Raw genomic sequence first — 20,409 nt, forward strand, 5'->3', positions numbered from 1 at the left:
CCTCAATTTAACCTAAATACCTCAAACTACGATAAAAACGTACTATTCTAAAAGGATGCAATGCTACAGTAGTTTCATGATTTTTAACTAAGTAAGGATTGCTTATGTCGAAAAATTCGCATCCAACCGATCTTCATCCTGAAAATATGTATTCAACATCTCCTGCATCGCTTCTTCATACTCTCGATGCCGACCAGCTTTACAACCCAGCCGATCTTGATCAGCTTCCTTGTAAATCGACCAAAGATATCCCGCCGATTGATGAAATAGTCGGGCAAGAGCGCGCGCAAAAAGCGGTCGAATTTGCTATGTCGATAAAAGACAAAGGCTACAATATTTACGCTTCTGGGCAAAATGGGTTAGGCAAACGCACCATGATCTTGCGTTATCTCAATCGCCATCAACCCGATGACTTACAAATATTTGATTGGTGTTATGTTACCAATTTCGAAGATCTGCGTAAGCCAAAGGTGCTGAAATTAGCGGTGGGTTTGGGTAAGCAGTTGCGTCAAGATATTGAAAAACTGTTAGGTAAATTGGTTAAAGCTCTGCCGTTAGCTTTTGATAACGAAGTGTATTTTAATCGCTCGGAAAAGCTTAAAAATCAGCTCAATCAAAAACAGCAAAGCGCGTTAGAAGAGATCACCAAAGAAGCCAAAGATAAGCGGATAAGCTTAACGGTGACCATGCAAGGCGACTATGAATTTATCGCCATGTTTGATGATGAAACGATGCATAACGAAGAAACCTTTGATGCATTGACCCGTAAAGAGCAAGATTACTTTCGTACCACCATTGATGCACTTGAATTTAAGTTGCGTGGCATGGTGCGCCAGCTCACCGAATGGGAAGAGTCATTCAGTGATAAGTTAAAAAAACTCAATGATGAAACCACGTTAGAGGTGTTGGCTTATCAAATTAAAGCGTTAAAAGAGACCTATTCCGATCACCCTGAAATTAAGCAACACTTAACTGAACTGCAAAAAGACATTGTCGAAAATGTTGATATCTTCTTACAAGAAAGCGATGAGCAAAATGAGATCGCGTCCGCCTCTTTAGATGGCAAATTACCGCGTCGTTACAGCATTAACGTATTGGTTAATCAACAACAAAATACCTTTCCAATTGTGGTGGAAGATACGCCAAATTATCACAGCATATTTGGTTGTGTTGAAACCGCCACTTATAAAGGCACCGTATTTACCGATTTCTCATTGATCCGATCGGGCAGCATTCATAAAGCCAATGGCGGGGTATTGCTGCTTGATGCGATTAAAGTGTTAGAACAACCTTATGTGTGGGATGGCATTAAACGTGCGTTACGGGCTCGGCAATTAAGCTTAACGTCACTGGAAAAAGAGGTGACGCTAAGTGGTGCGGTCTCGCTCGATCCTGAGCCTATTCCCTTGGATGTAAAGATCATTTTATTTGGTGATTATAATACTTATCAACTGCTGCAACATTACGATCCGGAGTTTAGTGAACTGTTTCGGGTGACCGCCGATTTTGAAGATGAAATGCCGAGAACTCAAGATGCCGAAATGCATTATGCGCGTTTTATTTCCAGCATTGTGCACGACAACGGTATGTTGCATTGCGATAAAAAAGCCATCGCCAAGATCATCGAACACAGCTCGCGTATGTCGGGTAATCAAAATAAGTTGTCTTTGCATTCGGCTCATATTGCCAATTTATTGCGTGAATCTAATTATGTGGCGCGTGGAGCGAAGTCGAATTTGATCCGCGCTTCTCATGTTGATCAAGCTTTGAGTAACCAAGAGTTGCGGGTTAATCGAGTGCAAGACAATGTGATGGAAACGTTCACCAATGGCACCACTTTGATTAAAACCCAAGGCTCGGCGGTGGGTGTGGTCAATGCGTTATCTGTGTTATCCACCACCGATCACATGTTTGGCGCGCCCAATCGAATTACCGCCACGACGGCATTTGGTGACGGCGATATTTTAGATATCGAACGTAATGTCGATTTAGGTGGCAGTATTCACTCGAAAGGGGTGATGATCTTGTCGGCATATTTGGCATCGATTTTAGGTCGCAGCGCAAAAATCCCACTGACGACGCATATTACTTTTGAGCAGTCTTATGGTGGCGTAGATGGAGATAGCGCTTCAATGGCAGAGGTTTGCGCGATAGTGTCTGCTTACTCTAAATTGCCGTTACGCCAAGATATTGCTATTACCGGTTCGATGAATCAGTTTGGTGAAGCGCAGCCAATTGGTGGTGTGAATGAGAAAATCGAAGGCTTCTTTGAGGTATGTAAAATTAAAGGACGCCAGCACTCTCAAGGGGTGATCATTCCACAATCGAATGTGCAAAACTTGATGTTGTCGCTTGAAGTCAGAACCGCCGTTGCCAAAGGGGAATTTCATATTTGGCCGATTGAGCATGTGACTCAAGCCATTGAAATTTTCACCGGAATTGAAGCTGGAGAAATTGCAGATGATTTCACTTTCAAAGTCGGCAGTGTCTTTGGGATCACTCAAGCTAAGTTGAATGCACTAAGGCGGTAGAGAATCTTGCAGAAGATTAGGGGCTGTTGATCTTTCGTGGTTGTTTTTGCTGCGAATTGTTGGGTTTTCGTACAAGGAAGAGGCTTTGTGGTGTAGCTGGCTACACGAAAAGCCGATGACGAAGTAGAAAAGACCAACAAACGCAGCCCGAAGGGTTCGGCTAAAAGCCTTTTACTCTTCGTTAAGTCTCATTTACTTAGAATAACTAGGCTTCAATCGACTTGCCTCGATTAAAAGGCTTTTATCTCGAACAAAATTTAATCACGAAAGATCAACAGCCCCTAATACCAAACAATAAAGTTTCATACTAACAAGGCAGCGATCCGATCATTGGTACGATGCCTTTTTCTAAAATGTTTATGCCCATACACCGGTGAGGAAATCGTCATTCCATGCATGAGCCTAAGCGAAGAGACAGGGAATCTCGCTTGTAATTCTAACTGCAAACTGTCAATGCGAACGTAGTTCAGGATCTCCTACAAAGTGTTGAGAATTAACTGGTTGTAGGCTATTAGGTTTTGGTTCATGTGTGGAATTGCAGCGGTTTATTTGAAGGTTGTTTTTTGGTAGGTTCACCGCACAGCCTTCGGCGACCAACCTTTTTTCAACAGCCAAAAAAGGTGGCAAAAAGGCCGCTGCTAGAAATTTTGTCACCTTGGCTACAACACTCGATTGTTATCCCCAAAGTAATTGAAGTTACAGTGAGGCGGCAAGTAAGCGAAGCCCCATGAGCTTAGTTCACTAAGTGATTTGGGGTGAGTGAACGTAGCCAACAAAGCTGTAGCTTCAAGTAAGAAGGGGATAGATAACGGCGTCAACTGCACATCCGTATGCGCAAGAAGCCTCACCAATCATCCATGATTGGTGTATCAAATAGAGCATTTCCACCAAGCAAAATTTAGGCAGGGTTGGCGCGTTTCTGCCCATTTACGAGTTAGACATGAGTTATCTATCACAGACAGGTATGCGGCTTTTACTTAAACTCAACAACCACCTACTGAAGTAGGTGGGTTAGTATTACGGACTAAAGTCCCGGATACCGGTCGAAGACCGGTTAGCTTAGTCCTCAGTCTTAAAATTGTCCTCTATCCTAGGTTCGAAATGGTGCTCTAAATATTCTTTGATCATATCTTCAGTTAAATCTCCTGATGTGACACAAAAATAACCTCGAGCCCAAAAATGACGACCCCAATATCGCTTTTTTAAATCTGGAAATGATTCAAACAACTTACTCGAACTTCGCCCTTTTATTCGACGCATTATCTCACTTGGAGCCATATTAGGAGGTGCTGAAACTAGCAAGTGAACATGATCTTTACTTACGACTCCTTTTAATATTTCTATTTCAAAGGCATTACATGTTTGCCTTATCAACTCTCGAACTCTAATACCAACATCACCTTTTAGAACTTGATAGCGGTACTTCGTTACGAAGACAAAATGATACTGTATTTTGAAAACAGTATGGCTACCATATCGATAATCCATATGAACACCTCTACTTTGATCTTAGGTGTACAGTATCATAGCTAAAGCTGACCGACTAAAGTCGGTGGTTTTAACCTTAAAACCGGACTAATAAAAAATCTATTCTTTTGTCGCTTTGACACTCTTTTGGGGTTGAATTTATTCAGGAGATGATAGAAAGAAAATCATGCAGAAAACTGTCATAAACTTACAGGTCGTTTTAGTGGCAGATAGTCTGGGTTATATGGATAAAAGATGTCTAAGCGCTTTTTAGGCGCTCTAGTGAGTGTTTTTGATAGCTAGCTGGCCTATTGAACATAATGCTCATTTTACGAAGTGATTTTAGAGTGTATTTTGAGTTTGTTACTATCGCTTGCCCTAAACCAGTTCTTCAACCCCTTTCTTCTTGTAGTGATGATTATATTGAGGCTTTTATGAGTAATATGGGTAAATGTTTAAAATTATTTTACTCGGAAAATGATGAAGTAAATGGAGTTATAAGAGATCTAATTGATCAATGGCCTTATGGTTTTTCTAAGTACGTAACGAACCCTGATGATTATGGAAATGAATGTTGGAGTATTAAAATTGAACCGTGTGATTCTTTAAAAAGTACATCCGTAGTTATTAGTGCATATATGCATATGAGATGTGGGTTTTCTATGTTTGAGCATGATAGAGAAACCATGCAATCTTGGATTGATTCTGGAGATACTTTTAAAGAAATAGAGATTCAAGGTGACGTTAAAGAAATTGTTTATGATTGTTGGCATGCACTAAAAAAAGAAGAAAAAAAAGCAATCGAAAATGGCTTTGAAATCAATGGAACAATTATGACGTCTATTGCAGATACTTTAAGTATGGATGATTTCACTTTGTTGGATACGGTGTGTGGAAAATTTGCCAAGCTTCATTATCCAAATACGTGTTTTCTACCTAATAACAATAAAGTTGTTGTCAAAATTCATTTAGCTTTAAAGAAAAAGCCTGTTGCTAAATTTAATGAGAATGAACCCGTTTTTTTAAGAGGATAGACATATGAGTAATGTTTTTTTTAGACCTTGGATTGGTGAGCATTTTAATAATGAAAATTCTCTCTTTGATAATAAAATTTTGGTGTTAGGTGACTCTCATTATTGCGAAGATGGTGACCTTGAACAAGGAACCAAATCATCTAGTGATTTGACTACGGAAGTAATGACTGTTTACTTAGATCAAAATCAAACAGCCTCATGGAAAGGCACTTACAGCAAGTTCATGAATAGTTTCATTGCAAATAGCCAACTAACTAATCAATCGCGTAGTAACTTATGGAATTCGGTTGCGTTTTATAATTATCTGCAAGTTTCAGCTGGTACAGGAGCAAGACAAACTCATCATTATAGTTATGCAGAATCTAAGCACCAATCAGCATTATTGGAAATAATAAACGAGCTTCAACCCGATGTTATTATTAGTTGGGGGAATAAAGTATGGGATGCTATTCCTGACGATTTTGGATATGGAAGGTATAGTGACAACCCTATATTCGACAATTGTTGTTGTGTCTATCCATTTAAAAATAAAGAGATTAAGTTGATTGGCATAACTCATCCATCAACTTCATATGATTCGTCATATTGGTCTAATGTTTTTAATGAGCTAGGTGTGAATACGTAACTGTACTTTGAAAGATGCGATTAAAAATAATATCCGTAAACTGTATTGATGAAAGGTCGCCACTGGCGGCCTTTTTTGTGACCGTATCACGAGAATTGAACATAATGTCCATTTTACGAACAATCAAATAGCCATTTAATTTATAGTTTTCTCCGTCGTTGAGGACCTTGAAAGGGGGAGTCATATAAAACCGGTTTTTTATATCTTCCTCAATGTTTTGTTCAATTTCAATGTTATGCTGATTCTTTAATATAACTGGTTAGTAATTAAATTGGCCCACAGGTGAGCGAGATAAAAATGAAGTTAAAAATGAAAGTTTGGTCTATTGCCTTGGTACTAATATCACAGTGCGCATCAGCTAACTGGCTAAACTCAGATAACACAGATGCAATCACTGAAGGACGTACAATTAGTGTTTTCTCTTATAAATACAAACAAGATGAAACAATAGGGCTTCGGTGTGATGTTTCTGCCGAAGGTGAAGAAGCATTAATTACTTTTGATGCGGATAGTGTTCTCGGAGTACCAAATACGCAGGTAGATATGTTTGTTAAGGTTGATGACAACAAACCCATTAAATTCCGGGGGCGTTTATACAGCAACTCATACACATCAGGGTTTGTGCGTGCTAATGATAAAACAGAATCACAGTTCAATAAGCTAGTTGCACAAATGACTTCTGGTAACAAAGCTATCGTCAAAATACAGAATGACAGACGATCAGAAATTGTAAACTTTAACGTGAGCTTATCTGGCTTCACTGCTAAGTCTAAAAAGGTATTATCAGTATGTAAACTGAACTCTAAAGCTATAGAAATTAGTGCAGAGGACAAAGTTAGATTGAAAGAAATTAATATTGAACTGGAAAAGCTAGGTTCAGAAAAAGACTCTATCTTATCTAAGTATTGAATTTTTGATCGCATAAAGCCTGCTATAAATCATTATGGCAGAGTAATATTGTTCATTAATTTTTAAGTTTCTGTGGCCTTTGGCCGAAAGCTGCTTAGGTATCTTTCTACATTTACCATAACACCCGTAAACCGTACTTGCATTAATATGTACGGCTTACTGCTTTTAGTGATTTTTAGAGAGCAATAACTCTTAATCTAAACTCACTTCTGTCCAAAAACTATTTGTCATAATGCTATAAGAAACTTTTCAGACGTTAATATACAGGTTAACAAAGTAATGCACTCGACAAGTGCATGACTACGACCTTATATACCGTAATGGTATCGGAGTTGCGCAATTAGAATCGTATTTCCTTGATGTTTGTAAACGATTCGATGCTCATCGTTGATTCGTCGAGACCAATATCCCGATAGACCATGTTTTAAAGGCTCAGGCTTGCCAATACCTTCTTGAGGCGTTCTTTGAATATCTTTAATGAGTAAATCCTAGATTCTCGGCATGACAGCCAACGCGCTTAAAATATCAATTTCACATAAGGCTTTACCTTACCCTTGTCGCAACCTTTATGATGGCTTTAAATGAGAGAAAGGAGAAATATCATGGGTTGTTGTAATCAAGCGCCAAACGGTGGTGGTGATGCCAAATTAGGGCTTAAAGTGTTTGCTGTTATCGCCGTGGTTGTTTTATTTATCGTGCTAGTCTTTGGTTGATTTACTTTGCGTAGCTCCTCGCTTATGCTGGTTAAAATTTAGGCGCATCAGTTGGGCTTTATTATCGAAAGTAAAAATGCTGACACAAGGAAATGTGAATGAAACTGTATATTGGCAATCAAAATTATTCGAGTTGGTCACTGCGTGGCTGGCTTATTTTCGCCCAGCATGATGTGGCGGTGGATATTGTAAAGCTGACATTATCGACGGATGAGTTTTATCAATCGCTTAAAAGTGTGTCACCCGCAGCAAAAGTACCAGCCTTGGTCGATGGTGATGCCGTGGTATGGGATTCGCTGGCAATTTTAGAGTATATCAATGATACGGTTTTAGCTGGAAAAGCATGGCCGTAAGATCCTGCGCAACGGGGTAAAGCGCGCGCATTAGCTTGTGAAATGCATTCTGGATTTATGGCATTGCGTAGTGAGATGCCGATGAATTGTCGAGCCACAAGAGCGATAGCATTAAGTGCTGCGGCTCAAAAGGACATTGCTCGGGTTGATGCGATGTGGTCGGAACAAATGACGCAAAATCCCAATGGTTGGTTATTTGGTGAATGGTCGATTGCCGATGCCATGTATGCACCATTGGCGCTGCGGTTTAAAACTTATCAAGTTGAGCTATCAGATTTGGCGCGTCAATATCAACAAAAAGTGCTCAGCAGCGCCGCGATCCAAAAGTGGTTAGCGCAAGCCAGTTTGGAAACCGATATTGTGGAAGAAGATGAAGCCGGTGTAGACGTTACTGTGTCATAATTTTCCGATTCAATGGTCATCTTGTTTATTGATTAACGTTTGTTACTTGTGAGGAAAGCCGGCTTTGGGCTTCCTCGCTCATATCTCATATCTCATATTTTTATTTACGGCCACTACGACCAAAATCTCATTTAATCTCCCTTTGTTTTATCAACCCTCGTCATTTAATGGTTATTTTTTGCGACTAACGTCTAATTGATTGAAATATCAACAGTGGTAATTTTGTCCCTCCATCACTAATGATAAAAATATTAACAACGAAAATAATAACAATAAGTACAGGGATAGGTACGATATATGTTGTGAAGAAGACGAGCGTTAAAACAAAACAATTATCGCTGCTGTGCGCGATTTTTCCTTTTGTGAGTGGTTCGGTGAATGCTGCTGGTTACGAATTTGGGCGCTTTAGTTTTAGTAACCTTTACAGTAAAGAAGATAAGATAATGGCGGCCTATAATTGGGCAGGTTATGACATTGAAGGGGTCACCCCTCAAGGGGCCAGTACGGGTAATGTTGCTGCTGACACTAACTATATTCAAGCCGCGATTAACTACCACTTTAACGATAGCTTTTCTGGCAATATTCAATATTATCGTTCGCAAAATATCGATACTCATCATGCTCAAGGGCCTTATCAAGGTTCGGGGGGGGTATGTTCGCAGCCGAGTATTGGCGATTACTGCTAAGTATCAGGCCAATCCGTATTTCTCGGCTTTTTTAGGGCCGACGATTAATGAAACTAAGATTGGAGTCGATTTTGATGGTGCGTTAACCGGAGGCGCGGCAACCTAGCCATAGATTTTGGTAAGGACTATGGTTTTGGTTATACTGCTGGCGCTTCGTTTCATCTGCCGGATATTGCATTAAGAGCAACCTTAGGTTACCAATCGAGCGTAAAACACAGTTTTGATGATATTGGTGAGTCAGGTTCGCTGACCAAATACATCACGGGCGTTAACCATGTTGGCAGCAGCGCCGATATTGAGCTTCCTCAAAGTCTTACCTTCGATTTTCAAACTGGCATTGTTAACCCATTAGCCCCCGCCAATGGCGCACAAGCAATTAAATTAGGTGGTCGTTATCAGTTTAATGATGTGTCGATTTTCTTAGTCGGGCAATACACCATGCTTAAAGACGCCAAAGATGAGATCACCCAAGCAAGCTATGATAATAATAGTTTAGTGACGTTAACCGCTGGAATGGAATACGCATTTTAAGATCCACTTCAATTATCATAATCACCAATTGCCGGATATAAAAAAGCTCAAGTGCTGCCGATTAGGAGCGCTTGAGCTTTAATGGTTTGGCCTAAATTAATACGTGTATTTACTCCGCATCAATCGTTAACTCTGCCCCTTGGCTGTCGGTTTTTAGCTGCGATTTACTGTCGAGGATAAACACGCGCGCCGGATCGATTTTTTGCTCATCGACCAAGTATGCCTTAATGGCGCGTGAACGCTCGACTGCTAGGCTGCCTAATTCATCTTGAGTGACGGTTTGCGCGTCAATTAACTGGTTGTATAAGCTAATATGCAGCGCGGTTTCCAGTTGCTTAGAATCGACTTCTTCTTTACCGCTGCTTTGTTGGATCTGCAGTTTTACCTTATCTTCTTCATCACCAATGCTGGTGTTAGGCAGATCGTCGTACACATCTTCAATACTATCGGTTAAGTCTTCATTGTTAGCGATTGAACTGGCTGAAGCATCCGCAGGTAACTTATCTAAGCCGCTGTCTTGTAATAATAATTGCTGCACTTTGGCTTCGGCTAAGGCTCGGCTATCATCGGCGTCGGCCACTGCACCTACAATGCTGAGTTTCAGTTTTGGTCGGTCTTGCAGCGCTTTACCTAAGGTGGTTAAACGGTCGGTCGCTTCTTGGTTTAATTGCGCTTGGCCCGCATCGTAAGGAATATGATTTAACTCCTCGTCGCTGCCAGCCAATCCTGCGAGCAATGAGAAAGGTGAGGTCACGGCTTTGGTGATGATGTTGGTAAAGGCCGTCATCACTATTCCGCCAACACTAAAATCTGGGCTATTTACATCGCCAGAGACTTGCATGCCAAGATCGATCACGCCATTTCTGTCTTGCAGCAAAGCGATCGCTAAGCCTAAAGGTAGGTTAGTGGCTTCGTCGGAATCACTTTTTTGGCCCAGTTTAAGTTGGTCGATCACTAAGTGGTTATCACCGACTAATTGATTTTTTTCGAGTTTATATTGTAAGTCAAGTGACAGTTGACCTTTATCAATGTAATAACCAGCGTAAGTGCCCGAGTATGGGTTGACCGAGGTCAGTTCGACACTCTTGAACATCAAATCCAAATCTAAGTAAGGCTGTTTGATTAACGGGTTTAATTCGCCTTTTAAGGTGACAGGGGCGTACTTGTTGATTTTACCTTTAATATCGACGCTCGCTTTGGTGCCGGGAGTGGACGATAAATTACGGATGTTGCCATTAATCGATTCAATGCCTGAAGAAAAACTGGTTGGCAATGAATAATCGGCGAAGAAGGCCGAACCTTGGGTAAATTTGATTTGTTGGATCTTGACCGATAATGGTTTGCTTGGTGCGGATTTTTTAGTTGCGCGAGCCTTGGACGCCGGCTGAGGTTTAACGATGCTACCAATATTGGTATGACGATTTTTGTCGATCAATACCTTGCTGTAAGGGGCGGTAAAGTTAATGGTGCCAATATTAAGACGTTGAGTTTGTTGGTTGAAATTCAAGCTGTTGATGGTCATGTTCGACCATTGGATCAGCGGTTGGTATTCCAAGCGATCTCGAACTAACAAGCTGGCGATTTGAGCATTACCAGCATAAGAGGCCGCGCCTTTGCTGTCGGCGTGGAACTTGCCTTTTGTGCTTAATTTGCCGCGTAATAATTGCACATTTAAATACGGATTAATGTAGGTCTGTAATTGAGTTAGATCTAATTGTGATAATGCGATATTGCCATCGACCACCACACCTTGAGTGTCGAGTTTGGTTAGATCGATACTGCCTTGGCTGCTTAACGAACCACGAGTGTTATCGGGTGCTTTCCTTAACCAAGAATTCACCGATAAATCTACGTTGTAATCAATCGGTTTGCTGAGATCACTCAACACGTCTTTGGTGGTAATGGACAATGGATAAACACGCCAAAATACGCCATTGCTGACCAATTGCTCTTTAACGTTAATATCGGTTTTTTGCATATCAAACTGATGCAAATGCACTAGCCAAGGTTTTGAGTGAACCGCAGTGGATTGTGTGGTTGCTGGTGTTGTTTGATTCGCTTTAGTTTTGTCGCGGTTTACGGCTTTATTTTCAGGAGTAGGGCTTGCAGCTGTTTTACTTGTTGCCGGTTGGTTTAATGCGGTTGGGGTAAATAACGATTGCAGATCCAAGCCGTTTTTAGTCATGGCGGCATCGACCCATAATCCTTGTAATTTCAGGCTTTCAATATCGATAATTTTGCTTTCACTGCTTAGGGATATGTTATTAATCGCTAAACGAGGCAGTTTAATTTTAGGTGTTTTTTTATCGGCAAACTCTAAGCCTAATAATTCAAACTGACCTTTGTTGGTAGAAAAACGAAAACTGTCGTTATGTTGATTAACCGCGAATTGAGTTGAAAAATTCACTTGTCCATGAGTGAGTTGCGCTGGCAGTTCTTTTTCAGCAAATGGCCAAAAGCGTGACAGTTTAATGTTGTTTAAGGCGATATCCCCTTGCAGTGCAAAAGGTTGGAATTGGAACTGGCCTTTAAGTTTTAGCTTACTTTTATCTAGCCCCATCAGATCTAGAGCAAAGTGGTTGGCTTTGTTATCGAGCGTGGTTGGTTGTTCTGTTTTGTTGGCGCTATTAATTTGAGGTTTTACTAAGGTTAGGGCTTGTGAATCTAAGCGAGGCAGGTGCAGATCCAAACCTTGGTATTGTAAATGCGCGCCAGTCGGTTGGTCGATAAAATCAAAGCGGCCTTGAACCAGTTTAATGTCTTGCGCCCGAAATGAAGGCAAAGAGGTGGTTGGTTTATCGGCTTCTGGGGCTGCGGGTTCGTTACTGGCATTGTCATTGATGGTTTTGATGATGTCAGAGAAATTAAAGTCGGCATCGGTATCTAAACGCGCGACCGTCACTTGTGGTTTGACAAGATAAAGGTGATCGACGGTTGGCGTTAAATCAACAATGCTGCGCCAAAAGCTAAGCTGTAATTCAAGTTGATCAAAATTCACAAAAGAGTCTTTTACATCTTGCTCTTTGATATCAAACCCGTTGATCCGCACGCGTAATAAAAACGGGTTAATGCTGACTTTTTGAATCGTCACATTACGCCCTAATAAAGCGCTCAGTTGTTTTGGTGCTTGTGATTGCGCCACGGCTGGAATAATAAGCCCGAGGATGATGGCGTAAAAGCCGTAAATCAACAGTAAGTAGCTGACAATACGCAGTATAAGAGGGGCTTGTTTGAATTTGGTATAAGCATTTTTTATCGCGCGTGGCATAGGGTGGTTTCGAACCTCAGGGTTAATCTTTTGTGGGGAAAGTGCTCAGCCTTTAAATGGGCTGATTCACTGTTGCCATTATAGCCTGAGATCAAAAATGACAAAGCAAGATAGGTGATTTATTTGTCAGTTTTTTATTACAAGCTCATTGACGGGTCATTATTCAAACGATATATACCCGTCTTACTTGAAGCTGCAGCTTTTTTGGCTGCGCTAACTCACCCCAATCACTTAGGCAAGCTAAGCTCATGGGGCTTCAATTACTTAGGGTATAGCTGAATAAGCAATATAACATATAAATAATAGGGGTATTTGAGAGCCAGTTCGCTAAATTATGACAATGAAATTGCGCCGATATAACAATCGGGTTTGCATGCGCCACAACCATTACAGTTAGCCAATTCTATGCTTGGGCGAGCCCCATCTTGCCACTTTAATGCTTGGCTGGGGCAAGAGCTTTCGCACGCATCACAATAGCCATAACGGTTAATGCAAGTGTCGTTTACTTGCGCGCGTAGGCCGGTGTCTTGTTGCTCACCAGACAGGGCAATGGTCGGGCACACTTTTTTGCATTCGCCACATAAGGTGCAATGGGCATAATCCACATCTAAGGTCGGATAGCCGTTTTGGATATGGATAATGTCTTGCGGACAAACTTTCGCGCACTCGCCACATTGATTACACAAACGCTGAAAAATATCTTCATCGACTGCGGTAGGTGGGCGCGCCACGCTTCGCTGAACTTTTTCAGTGGTGCGGATATTCATCGCCTTGGCTTGAGTACTCAGGCCACCAAATAATCCACGACGCGTTAAGTTTGGTTTGTCCGACATGCTTAATTAGCCTTGGTTGCTATCTGTACTGGTATCAGCGTCTTGATGAGCTTCAATGTAGAGTTTTCTTGCCTCGACTGGGATCAAGAAAAAAGTACTGAATTGATCAAGCAAGATTTGGGTGGTTTTCGCCAGTGCTAAATACGTTGGATCGGTTAATGAATTCACTAAGTTATATAGGTACGTTTGGCTCCACGGCAATAAATGGACGCTCAGCATTTCTTGCAGTTCGCTTGAATCAATCGCGTTGTCATTTTGTTGGGTGTCTAACAATGCGCTTAATGTCATCAGCATCAAGCCAATGTGATCAAGTGGGTCGTTGTTTTGGGTTTCAAATTCAAAACCGGATTGGGCTAAGAATTTTTTATATTGGGCGTGGGATTCGCCAAATATGACATTTTCACGATCAAGGTAAACTGAGCCCCAAGGTGGGACCGGAATATCGGCAATGCCGGCGAAATATTCGTCGTGTATTAAGGTCAGTTGATCCAAATCCGCTTGCTTAAATTGGTTTAATGTTGCCGCGAACTGCTGCATTAATGGTGAAGCGTCTTGTGGGTCTAATTCAATATTCAAAACTTGATCGATGCCGTATTGAGAGTATTGGCATGGGCGATAATAAAACAATGAACCTAAGATTTTGCTGATCAAGGCGGATTCGATATGGCTGTAGGTTGAAAGGCTCATAGTGTCTCTCTTTATAAAGATACGAACAGGCAATAGTAATGACGAGGTGAATGTTACGGCACTAGCTATTGATTACTGGCACATAATATACGTGTGATAACTTGATCACACTTTGATCTGAAACAAGGTAACCCCATAGTGGTAAGTTTACAATTCTTGGCATAACTAAAAGAAGTATAAAATAGAGGAAATGCCGTGTCTGGTGATCATAAACAAACAAGTAATGGGCAGTCGATGCTCAACGAAGCATTTGCGGTTACACGCCGTGGTTTCGTTAAAGGTGGTTCTGCTTTGGGCGCACTTGCTGTTGCCACCAGTGGTTTAACATTGCCATTTAGTAAAAAAGCATTAGCAATAGAAACGCCTGCTAAAGCAGATGAAAAAATTGTTTGGTCAGCATGCACCATCGACTGTGGTAGTCGTTGTCCGTTAAGAATGCATGTTACTGATGGTGAAATTAAATGGGTTGAAACGGATAACACTGGTAAAGATATCTTTAATGATCATCACCAAGTGCGTGCATGTTTACGTGGTCGTTCTATGCGTCGCCGTGTATACAGTCCAGATCGTATTAAATACCCACTTAAACGCGTTGGTAAACGCGGTGAAGGTAAGTTTAAGCGTATTAGCTGGGATGAAGCATTAGATACTATTGCTGGTAGCTTGAAGAATACGATCAAAGAATATGGTAATGATGCAGTTTATATTAACTATGGTACTGGTACTCTTGGCGGCACAGTTACAAAAAGCTGGGCTCCAAGTGAAACATTGATCGCTCGTATGATGAACCTTTGTGGTGGTTACTTAAATCACTACGGTGATTACTCAACAGGTTCTTATACTAGTGCGTGTGAATACCTATACGGCGATTACATGGATACCAATGGTATTGATGATATCGAACACGCTGATTTGTGTGTTCTTTTTGGTAACAACCCTGCTGAGACTCGTATGTCTGGTGGTGGTAACGTTCATAATTATGTTGAAACGAAAAAGAAAAGCAAAACTCGCACAATTATCATCGATCCTCGTTACACTGATACAGCCGGCGGTCGTGAAGATCAATGGTTCCCTATTAAGCACGGTACCGATGCGGCATTGTGTGCCGCAATTGCTCACGTTCTGATCACAGAAAATAAAGTCGACCAAGCATTCCTAGATAAATACTGTGTAGGTTATGATGCGAAAACACTGCCTGCTAGCGCACCTAAAAATGGTAGCTACAAAGACTACATCTTAGGTAATGGCGATGATAAGACGGTGAAAACTCCAGAGTGGGCAGCACCAATTACAGGTATTCCTGCAGAAGACATCATCAAGTTAGCTCGTGAAATCGGCGATGCTAAGCGCTTGTACTTGAACCAAGGTTGGGGCTTACAACGTTCATCAAACGGTGAGCAAGCATGTAAAGCCGTTGCTATGGTATCGATCCTACGTGGTCAAGTTGGCTTACAAGGTGGCGGTACTGGTATGCGTGAAGGTGACCATACTTACCCTTTTGTTCGTTTCCCTACTCTTACTAACCCTGTTCAAGCATCGATTCCATTCTTCTTATGGACTGATGCTATTTCAAGACCATTTGATTTGACTCCGACCAAAGATGGCTTGCAAGGCACGGATAAACTGAAAAACCCAATTAAATTTATTTGGGCATACGCAAGTAACACGCTGATCAACCAGCACTCAAACATCAACCGTACGAAGAAAATTCTAGAAGATGATAAAGCATGTGAAATGATCGTTGTGATCGAAAACCACATGACATCATCAGCTAAGTACGCGGATATTATCCTTCCTGACTGTACTGCTTCTGAGCAATCAGATTTCTGTATGGACGGCGCTGGCGGTATGATGCCTTACTTTATCTTTGCTAGCCAAGTTATCGAACCTCGCTTTGAGTGTCGTACTATCTACGACATGATCTCTGATCTTGCACATCGTATGGGTTGTGGTAAAGAGTTTACTGAAGGCCGTACCCAAGAAGAATGGTTACGCTGGATGTACGCAGAGACTCAAAAACAGAACAACGATCCAGATCTTCCTGACTTTGATACGATGCGTAAGCAAGGCATCTACAAAAAGCAGTTTGATCGTCCATACGTTGCACTAGAAGATTTCCGTAAAGATCCAAAAGCAAATGCACTGAATACACCATCAGGTAAAATTGAGATTTATTCAGAAGCGTTGGCTGAATTGGCTAAAACATGGGAACTTGAGGAAGATGAACACATCACACCTATTGCGGAATACCGCTCTAGCTTTGATGGTTGGGATTCTCCAATGCGTAAGCAATACCCATTGCAAATGATTGGCTTCCACTTTAAAGGCCGTGTTCACTCAACATACGGCAACGTTGAATTGCTAAAAGCCGCAATTCCACAAGAGATTTGGATGAACCCAATTGATGCGCAAAAACGCAACATTAAAAATGGTGATTTAGTAGAAGTAACTAGCCGTTTCGGTACGGTTCAGGTTTGTACTAAAGTGACACCTCGCATTATGCCTGGCGTTACCGCTCTTGGTGATGGTGCATGGTATGCGCCAAATAAGAAAGGCGTAGACATGAATGGTGCGCTTAACGTGTTGACAAACAACCGTCCGACACCAATTGCGAAAGCAAGCCCGTCACACACCAATTTAGTAGAAATCAAGCTAGTGAAAAGCATGGGAGTTGAGGTATGAGCGATCAACCAGTAAAAAACAATCAACCTGTAAAAGTGAAAAAGCAATACGGATTTTACATTGATTCCAGCAAGTGTACTGGTTGTAAAACTTGCCAACTTTCATGTAAAGACAACAAAGACTTAGATGTTAAACGTAACTTCCGTCGTATCTATGAATACGTAGGCGGTAACTGGTCTGAAAACAATGGTGTATACCGTCAAGACGTTTTCTCATACTACTTGTCTATTTCTTGTAACCACTGTTCAAACCCTGCATGTACAAAAGTATGCCCATCAGGCGCGATGCATAAGCGTGAAGAAGATGGCTTAGTGGTCGTTAATGAAGAAGTGTGTATTGGTTGTAAATACTGTCACATGGCTTGCCCATACGGTGCGCCTCAGTACAGCGAAGAAAAAGGTCACATGACTAAGTGTGATGGCTGTCATGAGCGTGTATCAGAAGGTCTGATGCCTATCTGTGTGGATTCTTGTCCATTACGTGCGATTGAGTTTGGTCCAATTGATGAGCTACGTGCTAAATACGGTACGAATGCAGATTGTGCGCCATTACCAGATTCACGTCTAACAAGCCCTAACTTGATTGTTAAATTAAACCCAAATGCGAAACCATTAGGTGATACATCTGGCTTCTTACAAAATCCGAAGGAGGTAATCTAATGCACTTTTTAGAACTACCCTTAGTTATTTTTACCGTTCTTGCACAATGTGCGGTAGGTGCTTACTTATTGATTACCTTCCGTTTAGCGTGTGTTAAAGACGCAGCAATGACAAAAAATCTTGCAGTAAAATGTTTGTTTTTTGTATTGGGCTTTATGTCTCTAGGCTTTATGTCATCGACTATGCACTTAGGCAGCCCATTGCGTGCATTTAACTCTCTTAACCGTGTAGGTGCATCTGGCCTTTCAAACGAAATTTTGACAGGTTCTACTTTCTTTGCGATTGCAGGTGTTTACTGGTTATCTGAGCTACTTGGTATTGCAAGCCAAAGCCTTCGCACTATCTTGCGTTATGTAGGTGCGGTTGCGGGTGTGATCTTCATGATTGCCATGATCAAAGTATACTTGATCAATACCGTACCACTTTGGAACACAGTATTTACTCCAATTGAGTTTGGTTTCACTGTGATCACAGCAGGCTTGTTGTTTGGCTACTTCCTACTTAATGCTTTCGATGGCAGTTCTGTCGTTGCTAACAAACGTATTGCCGTAGTTGGTATGTTACTGCTTGCAACGCACCTAGTATTGACTGTGGCTCGTGTTATCGAGTTTGCTGGCGTAGAAACATCGATTCACCAAGGCATTACGATGCTAAATGATTACTCAACCATGATCATGATCCAATGTGTTTTGTGGGTTATTGGTGGTTTGTTCTGGGGCATTTCTGCACACCAAACGACGAATAAAGTAAGATTTTACAGCCTATGTGCGCTTGTGATTGTTATTGCAGCTGAAATCTTTGGTCGCGGTGTCTTCTACGGCATGCACTTTACCTTTGGTCTTATCTAGTTGAGCTAGTTTCATTCCAATATGTAAAAACCGTTAGCGGAAAAAGAAAGCCCGAGCAGAAATGTCCAACTTTAAGGAGGACTTCAATGCTCGGGCTTTTGTTTTTCAGTCATTAAATGAAATGGCGATTAATAATGATATGGAAACTTAGAGAAATCTTTCGGGCGCTTTTCTAAGAAAGAATCACGGCCTTCGCGCGCTTCGTCTGTACCATAGGCTAAGCGTGTCGCTTCACCAGCAAACATTTGTTGGCCAACCATGCCATCGTCAGTCATGTTCAAACCAAACTTCATCATGCGTAGGGCAGTTGGCGATTTTTGACAAATAATACGCCCCCATTCCAAGGCTTCTTTTTCGAGATCCGCATGAGGTACGACTTTGTTAACCATGCCCATTTCGAATGCATCTTGCGCGCTGTAATCTAAACCTAAGAAGAATATTTCACGTGCTTTCTTTTGGCCTACCATTTTAGCTAAATAAGCGGAACCATAGCCAGAATCAAAGCTCGCTACATCAAGGTCGGTTTGTTTGAATACTGCGTGCTCTTTTGATGCCAAGGTTAAATCACACACCACATGCAAAGAGTGACCACCACCAGCCGCCCAACCTGGAACGACTGCGATAACCGCTTTAGGCATAAAACGAATAAGGCGCTGAACTTCTAGAATATGCAAGCGACCTAACGCAGCAGGATCGATTTGATCTTGTGGCATCCCTTCATATTTATAGCCATCTTTGCCACGAATACGCTGATCGCCACCAGAGCAAAATGCCCAACCGCCATCTTTCACACTTGGCCCATTACCGGTAATTAATACACAACCGACATCACTCCACATGCGGGCATGTTCAAGTGCGATATAAAGTTCATCGACGGTTTTAGGACGGAAAGCATTGCGACACTCAGGGCGATTAAATGCAATACGCACCACACCACCATCAACGGCGCGGTGGTAAGTGATGTCTTCAAAAGAATAGCCTTCGACTTCTTGCCAGTCGGCAGGATTAAAAATTTCAGAAACTGTATTCATGATGTGGACCTTAATTGGTTAGAGCTGTATTTATTAGAGAGCAGTGTATGGCGTTAGTTTAACACATCAAATTAGAGGTTGCGGCGGTTAGTCAATGAGCATGTTACCATGGTTGAAGTGGTTGTTTTTTGCTCGACTTGCGCTAACTTCGAGTTTGCTATCACACTTGTTCAATAATATTACAAATAGACGTGATTTTTTATATCAATTGGATTTGACTGAATTCATAATGAGGTATGGTTACCAGAATGATAGGTAACATCTGAATTTGATAAATATTGAGGTTATGTAATGTTGGATTTTCTTGGCTTTATCGTCGTCAACTTTGCGACAGAACCCTAAATAGGTGATTTAGTTAGCAAAAATAACATTAGCACTTGCTGTGTGTTATTTTTTGTATTAACGTCATGTTAACACCTTGTAAACGTATCGCGATTTCGATGTAAAATTTTATGTTACCACCTTGTAAACGTATCGCGATTTCGATGTAAGTTGGTATGCGGTAATAAAGTATCTGTAGGTAAGTAGAATTACAATATGGATGTTTAATATCTAATTAAATATAGAAATAAAGCGATAGAGGTTTTATATGAAATATAAAAAATCACCCCAATTTTTTATGGTTATGGGATTACTTTCAGTTGGTATGACATCGGCATACGCTTCTTCTGGAGTAGTAAATTTTACAGGTAGTATTGTTGCTGATTCATGTACAGTTAACTCTGGAACAACTGATGTACAAGTCACTCTTGGTAATGTCTCTGCTGGTGATTTGCAAAGTGCTAATGATCACTCTACACATAAGAATTTTTCTATTAGCCTGACGGAGTGTCCCGCAAATAGTAATGTTGCTTTCCGTTTTGATGGTGAACAAGATGAGAATAATTCTAACCTGTTAAAAATAACAGGTGGTGATACGGTAGCAACAGGGGTAGCCATCGGGTTATTTAATGCTGATGGGACTGCATTGGCATTAGGGGACGATAGCACTACATTTCCTATTGATGGTAGTGGTAGTGGTAGTGCAAACTTTCAAGCTGCATATATTAGTACAGGAGCGGGAGCAACCGCTGGTGAGGCAAATGGTGTAGCTAATTTCACCATTATTTATGATTAAAACCTGAATTAATGAGGAGATGACTCCTCTGTT

Annotated in this window: 16 protein-coding genes and 1 pseudogene; 11 read left to right on the plus strand and 6 right to left on the minus strand. The window is 41.3% G+C overall.

Going from position 1 to position 20,409, the window contains the following annotated elements:
* The first annotated feature begins 146 nt into the window (after nucleotides 1–146).
* Nucleotides 147–2,531: a Lon protease family protein gene (locus GFB47_RS11695; RefSeq protein WP_153448990.1), complete on the plus strand. Its 2,385-nt coding sequence runs from the start codon at nucleotides 147–149 to the stop codon at nucleotides 2,529–2,531.
* 1,059 nt (nucleotides 2,532–3,590) lie between these two features.
* Here the strand turns inward: GFB47_RS11695 and tnpA are convergent.
* Entirely contained in the window at nucleotides 3,591–4,019 is a 429-nt protein-coding gene (gene tnpA / locus GFB47_RS11700) for an IS200/IS605 family transposase (protein WP_153448263.1), read from the minus strand.
* A 299-nt stretch (nucleotides 4,020–4,318) separates the two neighbouring features.
* On the opposite strand from tnpA, the gene GFB47_RS11705 reads away from it, so the two are divergent.
* The 3 genes from GFB47_RS11705 to GFB47_RS11715 all read left to right on the plus strand — a co-directional run bounded on the left by GFB47_RS11705 (nucleotide 4,319) and on the right by GFB47_RS11715 (nucleotide 6,566).
* The gene (locus GFB47_RS11705; protein ID WP_153448264.1) at nucleotides 4,319–5,032 is read left to right on the plus strand and encodes a hypothetical protein; all 714 of its coding nucleotides are present in this window, start codon (nucleotides 4,319–4,321) and stop codon (nucleotides 5,030–5,032) included.
* Nucleotides 5,033–5,036: 4 nt separating this feature from the next.
* Entirely contained in the window at nucleotides 5,037–5,657 is a 621-nt protein-coding gene (locus GFB47_RS11710) for a hypothetical protein (protein WP_153448265.1), read from the plus strand.
* A gap of 297 nt (nucleotides 5,658–5,954) precedes the next feature.
* Nucleotides 5,955–6,566, plus strand: a complete 612-nt coding sequence (locus GFB47_RS11715) for an invasion associated locus B family protein (RefSeq protein ID WP_153448266.1) — start codon at nucleotides 5,955–5,957, stop codon at nucleotides 6,564–6,566.
* Between the two features lie 308 nt (nucleotides 6,567–6,874).
* On the opposite strand, the gene GFB47_RS11720 is transcribed toward GFB47_RS11715, so the two are convergent.
* Nucleotides 6,875–7,045: a Txe/YoeB family addiction module toxin gene (locus tag GFB47_RS11720; RefSeq protein WP_225874366.1), complete on the minus strand. Its 171-nt coding sequence runs from the start codon at nucleotides 7,043–7,045 to the stop codon at nucleotides 6,875–6,877.
* 332 nt (nucleotides 7,046–7,377) lie between these two features.
* Here GFB47_RS11720 and GFB47_RS11725 point away from each other — a divergent pair.
* The 3 genes and pseudogenes from GFB47_RS11725 (at nucleotide 7,378) to GFB47_RS16700 (ending at nucleotide 9,251) form a co-directional block, all read left to right on the plus strand.
* Nucleotides 7,378–8,034: pseudogene (locus GFB47_RS11725) on the plus strand (glutathione S-transferase family protein).
* A 302-nt stretch (nucleotides 8,035–8,336) separates the two neighbouring features.
* Complete coding sequence (locus tag GFB47_RS11730; protein WP_153448267.1) at nucleotides 8,337–8,720, plus strand: hypothetical protein; 384 nt, start codon at nucleotides 8,337–8,339, stop codon at nucleotides 8,718–8,720.
* 408 nt (nucleotides 8,721–9,128) lie between these two features.
* Nucleotides 9,129–9,251, plus strand: coding sequence for a hypothetical protein (locus GFB47_RS16700; protein ID WP_267904258.1), 123 nt, complete (start codon nucleotides 9,129–9,131; stop codon nucleotides 9,249–9,251).
* A gap of 109 nt (nucleotides 9,252–9,360) precedes the next feature.
* On the opposite strand, the gene GFB47_RS11735 is transcribed toward GFB47_RS16700, so the two are convergent.
* The 3 genes from GFB47_RS11735 to GFB47_RS11745 form a co-directional block, all read right to left on the minus strand.
* The gene (locus tag GFB47_RS11735) at nucleotides 9,361–12,519 is read right to left on the minus strand and encodes a DUF748 domain-containing protein (RefSeq protein WP_153448268.1); all 3,159 of its coding nucleotides are present in this window, start codon (nucleotides 12,517–12,519) and stop codon (nucleotides 9,361–9,363) included.
* 332 nt (nucleotides 12,520–12,851) lie between these two features.
* Nucleotides 12,852–13,352, minus strand: a complete 501-nt coding sequence (gene napF, locus GFB47_RS11740) for a ferredoxin-type protein NapF (RefSeq protein WP_153448269.1) — start codon at nucleotides 13,350–13,352, stop codon at nucleotides 12,852–12,854.
* A gap of 6 nt (nucleotides 13,353–13,358) precedes the next feature.
* A complete protein-coding gene (locus GFB47_RS11745; RefSeq protein WP_153448270.1) occupies nucleotides 13,359–14,039 on the minus strand; it encodes a molecular chaperone TorD family protein in 681 nt (226 codons plus the stop codon).
* A 234-nt stretch (nucleotides 14,040–14,273) separates the two neighbouring features.
* Here GFB47_RS11745 and GFB47_RS11750 point away from each other — a divergent pair, with 234 nt between their 5' ends.
* The 3 genes from GFB47_RS11750 to GFB47_RS11760 are packed head-to-tail and all read left to right on the plus strand — an operon-like array spanning nucleotide 14,274 to nucleotide 18,228.
* Nucleotides 14,274–16,721, plus strand: coding sequence for a DmsA/YnfE/YnfF family dimethyl sulfoxide reductase (locus tag GFB47_RS11750; RefSeq protein WP_153448991.1), 2,448 nt, complete (start codon nucleotides 14,274–14,276; stop codon nucleotides 16,719–16,721).
* Nucleotides 16,718–17,380 (plus strand): DMSO/selenate family reductase complex B subunit, encoded by a 663-nt coding sequence (locus GFB47_RS11755; RefSeq protein WP_153448271.1) that lies wholly within the window; start codon nucleotides 16,718–16,720, stop codon nucleotides 17,378–17,380. Before GFB47_RS11750 ends, GFB47_RS11755 begins: the two co-directional genes overlap by 4 nt.
* Entirely contained in the window at nucleotides 17,380–18,228 is an 849-nt protein-coding gene (locus tag GFB47_RS11760) for a dimethyl sulfoxide reductase anchor subunit family protein (protein WP_153448272.1), read from the plus strand. The genes GFB47_RS11755 and GFB47_RS11760 overlap by 1 nt, the downstream gene beginning before the upstream one ends.
* A 128-nt stretch (nucleotides 18,229–18,356) precedes the next feature.
* On the opposite strand, the gene GFB47_RS11765 is transcribed toward GFB47_RS11760, so the two are convergent.
* On the minus strand, nucleotides 18,357–19,259 hold the full coding sequence (locus tag GFB47_RS11765; protein WP_194704567.1) for a 1,4-dihydroxy-2-naphthoyl-CoA synthase: 903 nt from the start codon (nucleotides 19,257–19,259) through the stop codon (nucleotides 18,357–18,359).
* 589 nt (nucleotides 19,260–19,848) lie between these two features.
* On the opposite strand from GFB47_RS11765, the gene GFB47_RS11770 reads away from it, so the two are divergent.
* Nucleotides 19,849–20,376, plus strand: a complete 528-nt coding sequence (locus GFB47_RS11770) for a fimbrial protein (protein WP_153448274.1) — start codon at nucleotides 19,849–19,851, stop codon at nucleotides 20,374–20,376.
* Nucleotides 20,377–20,409 lie beyond the last annotated feature (33 nt).

Origin of the sequence: Vibrio algicola (genome assembly GCF_009601765.2) — a bacterium.
GTDB lineage: Bacteria > Pseudomonadota > Gammaproteobacteria > Enterobacterales > Vibrionaceae > Vibrio > Vibrio algicola.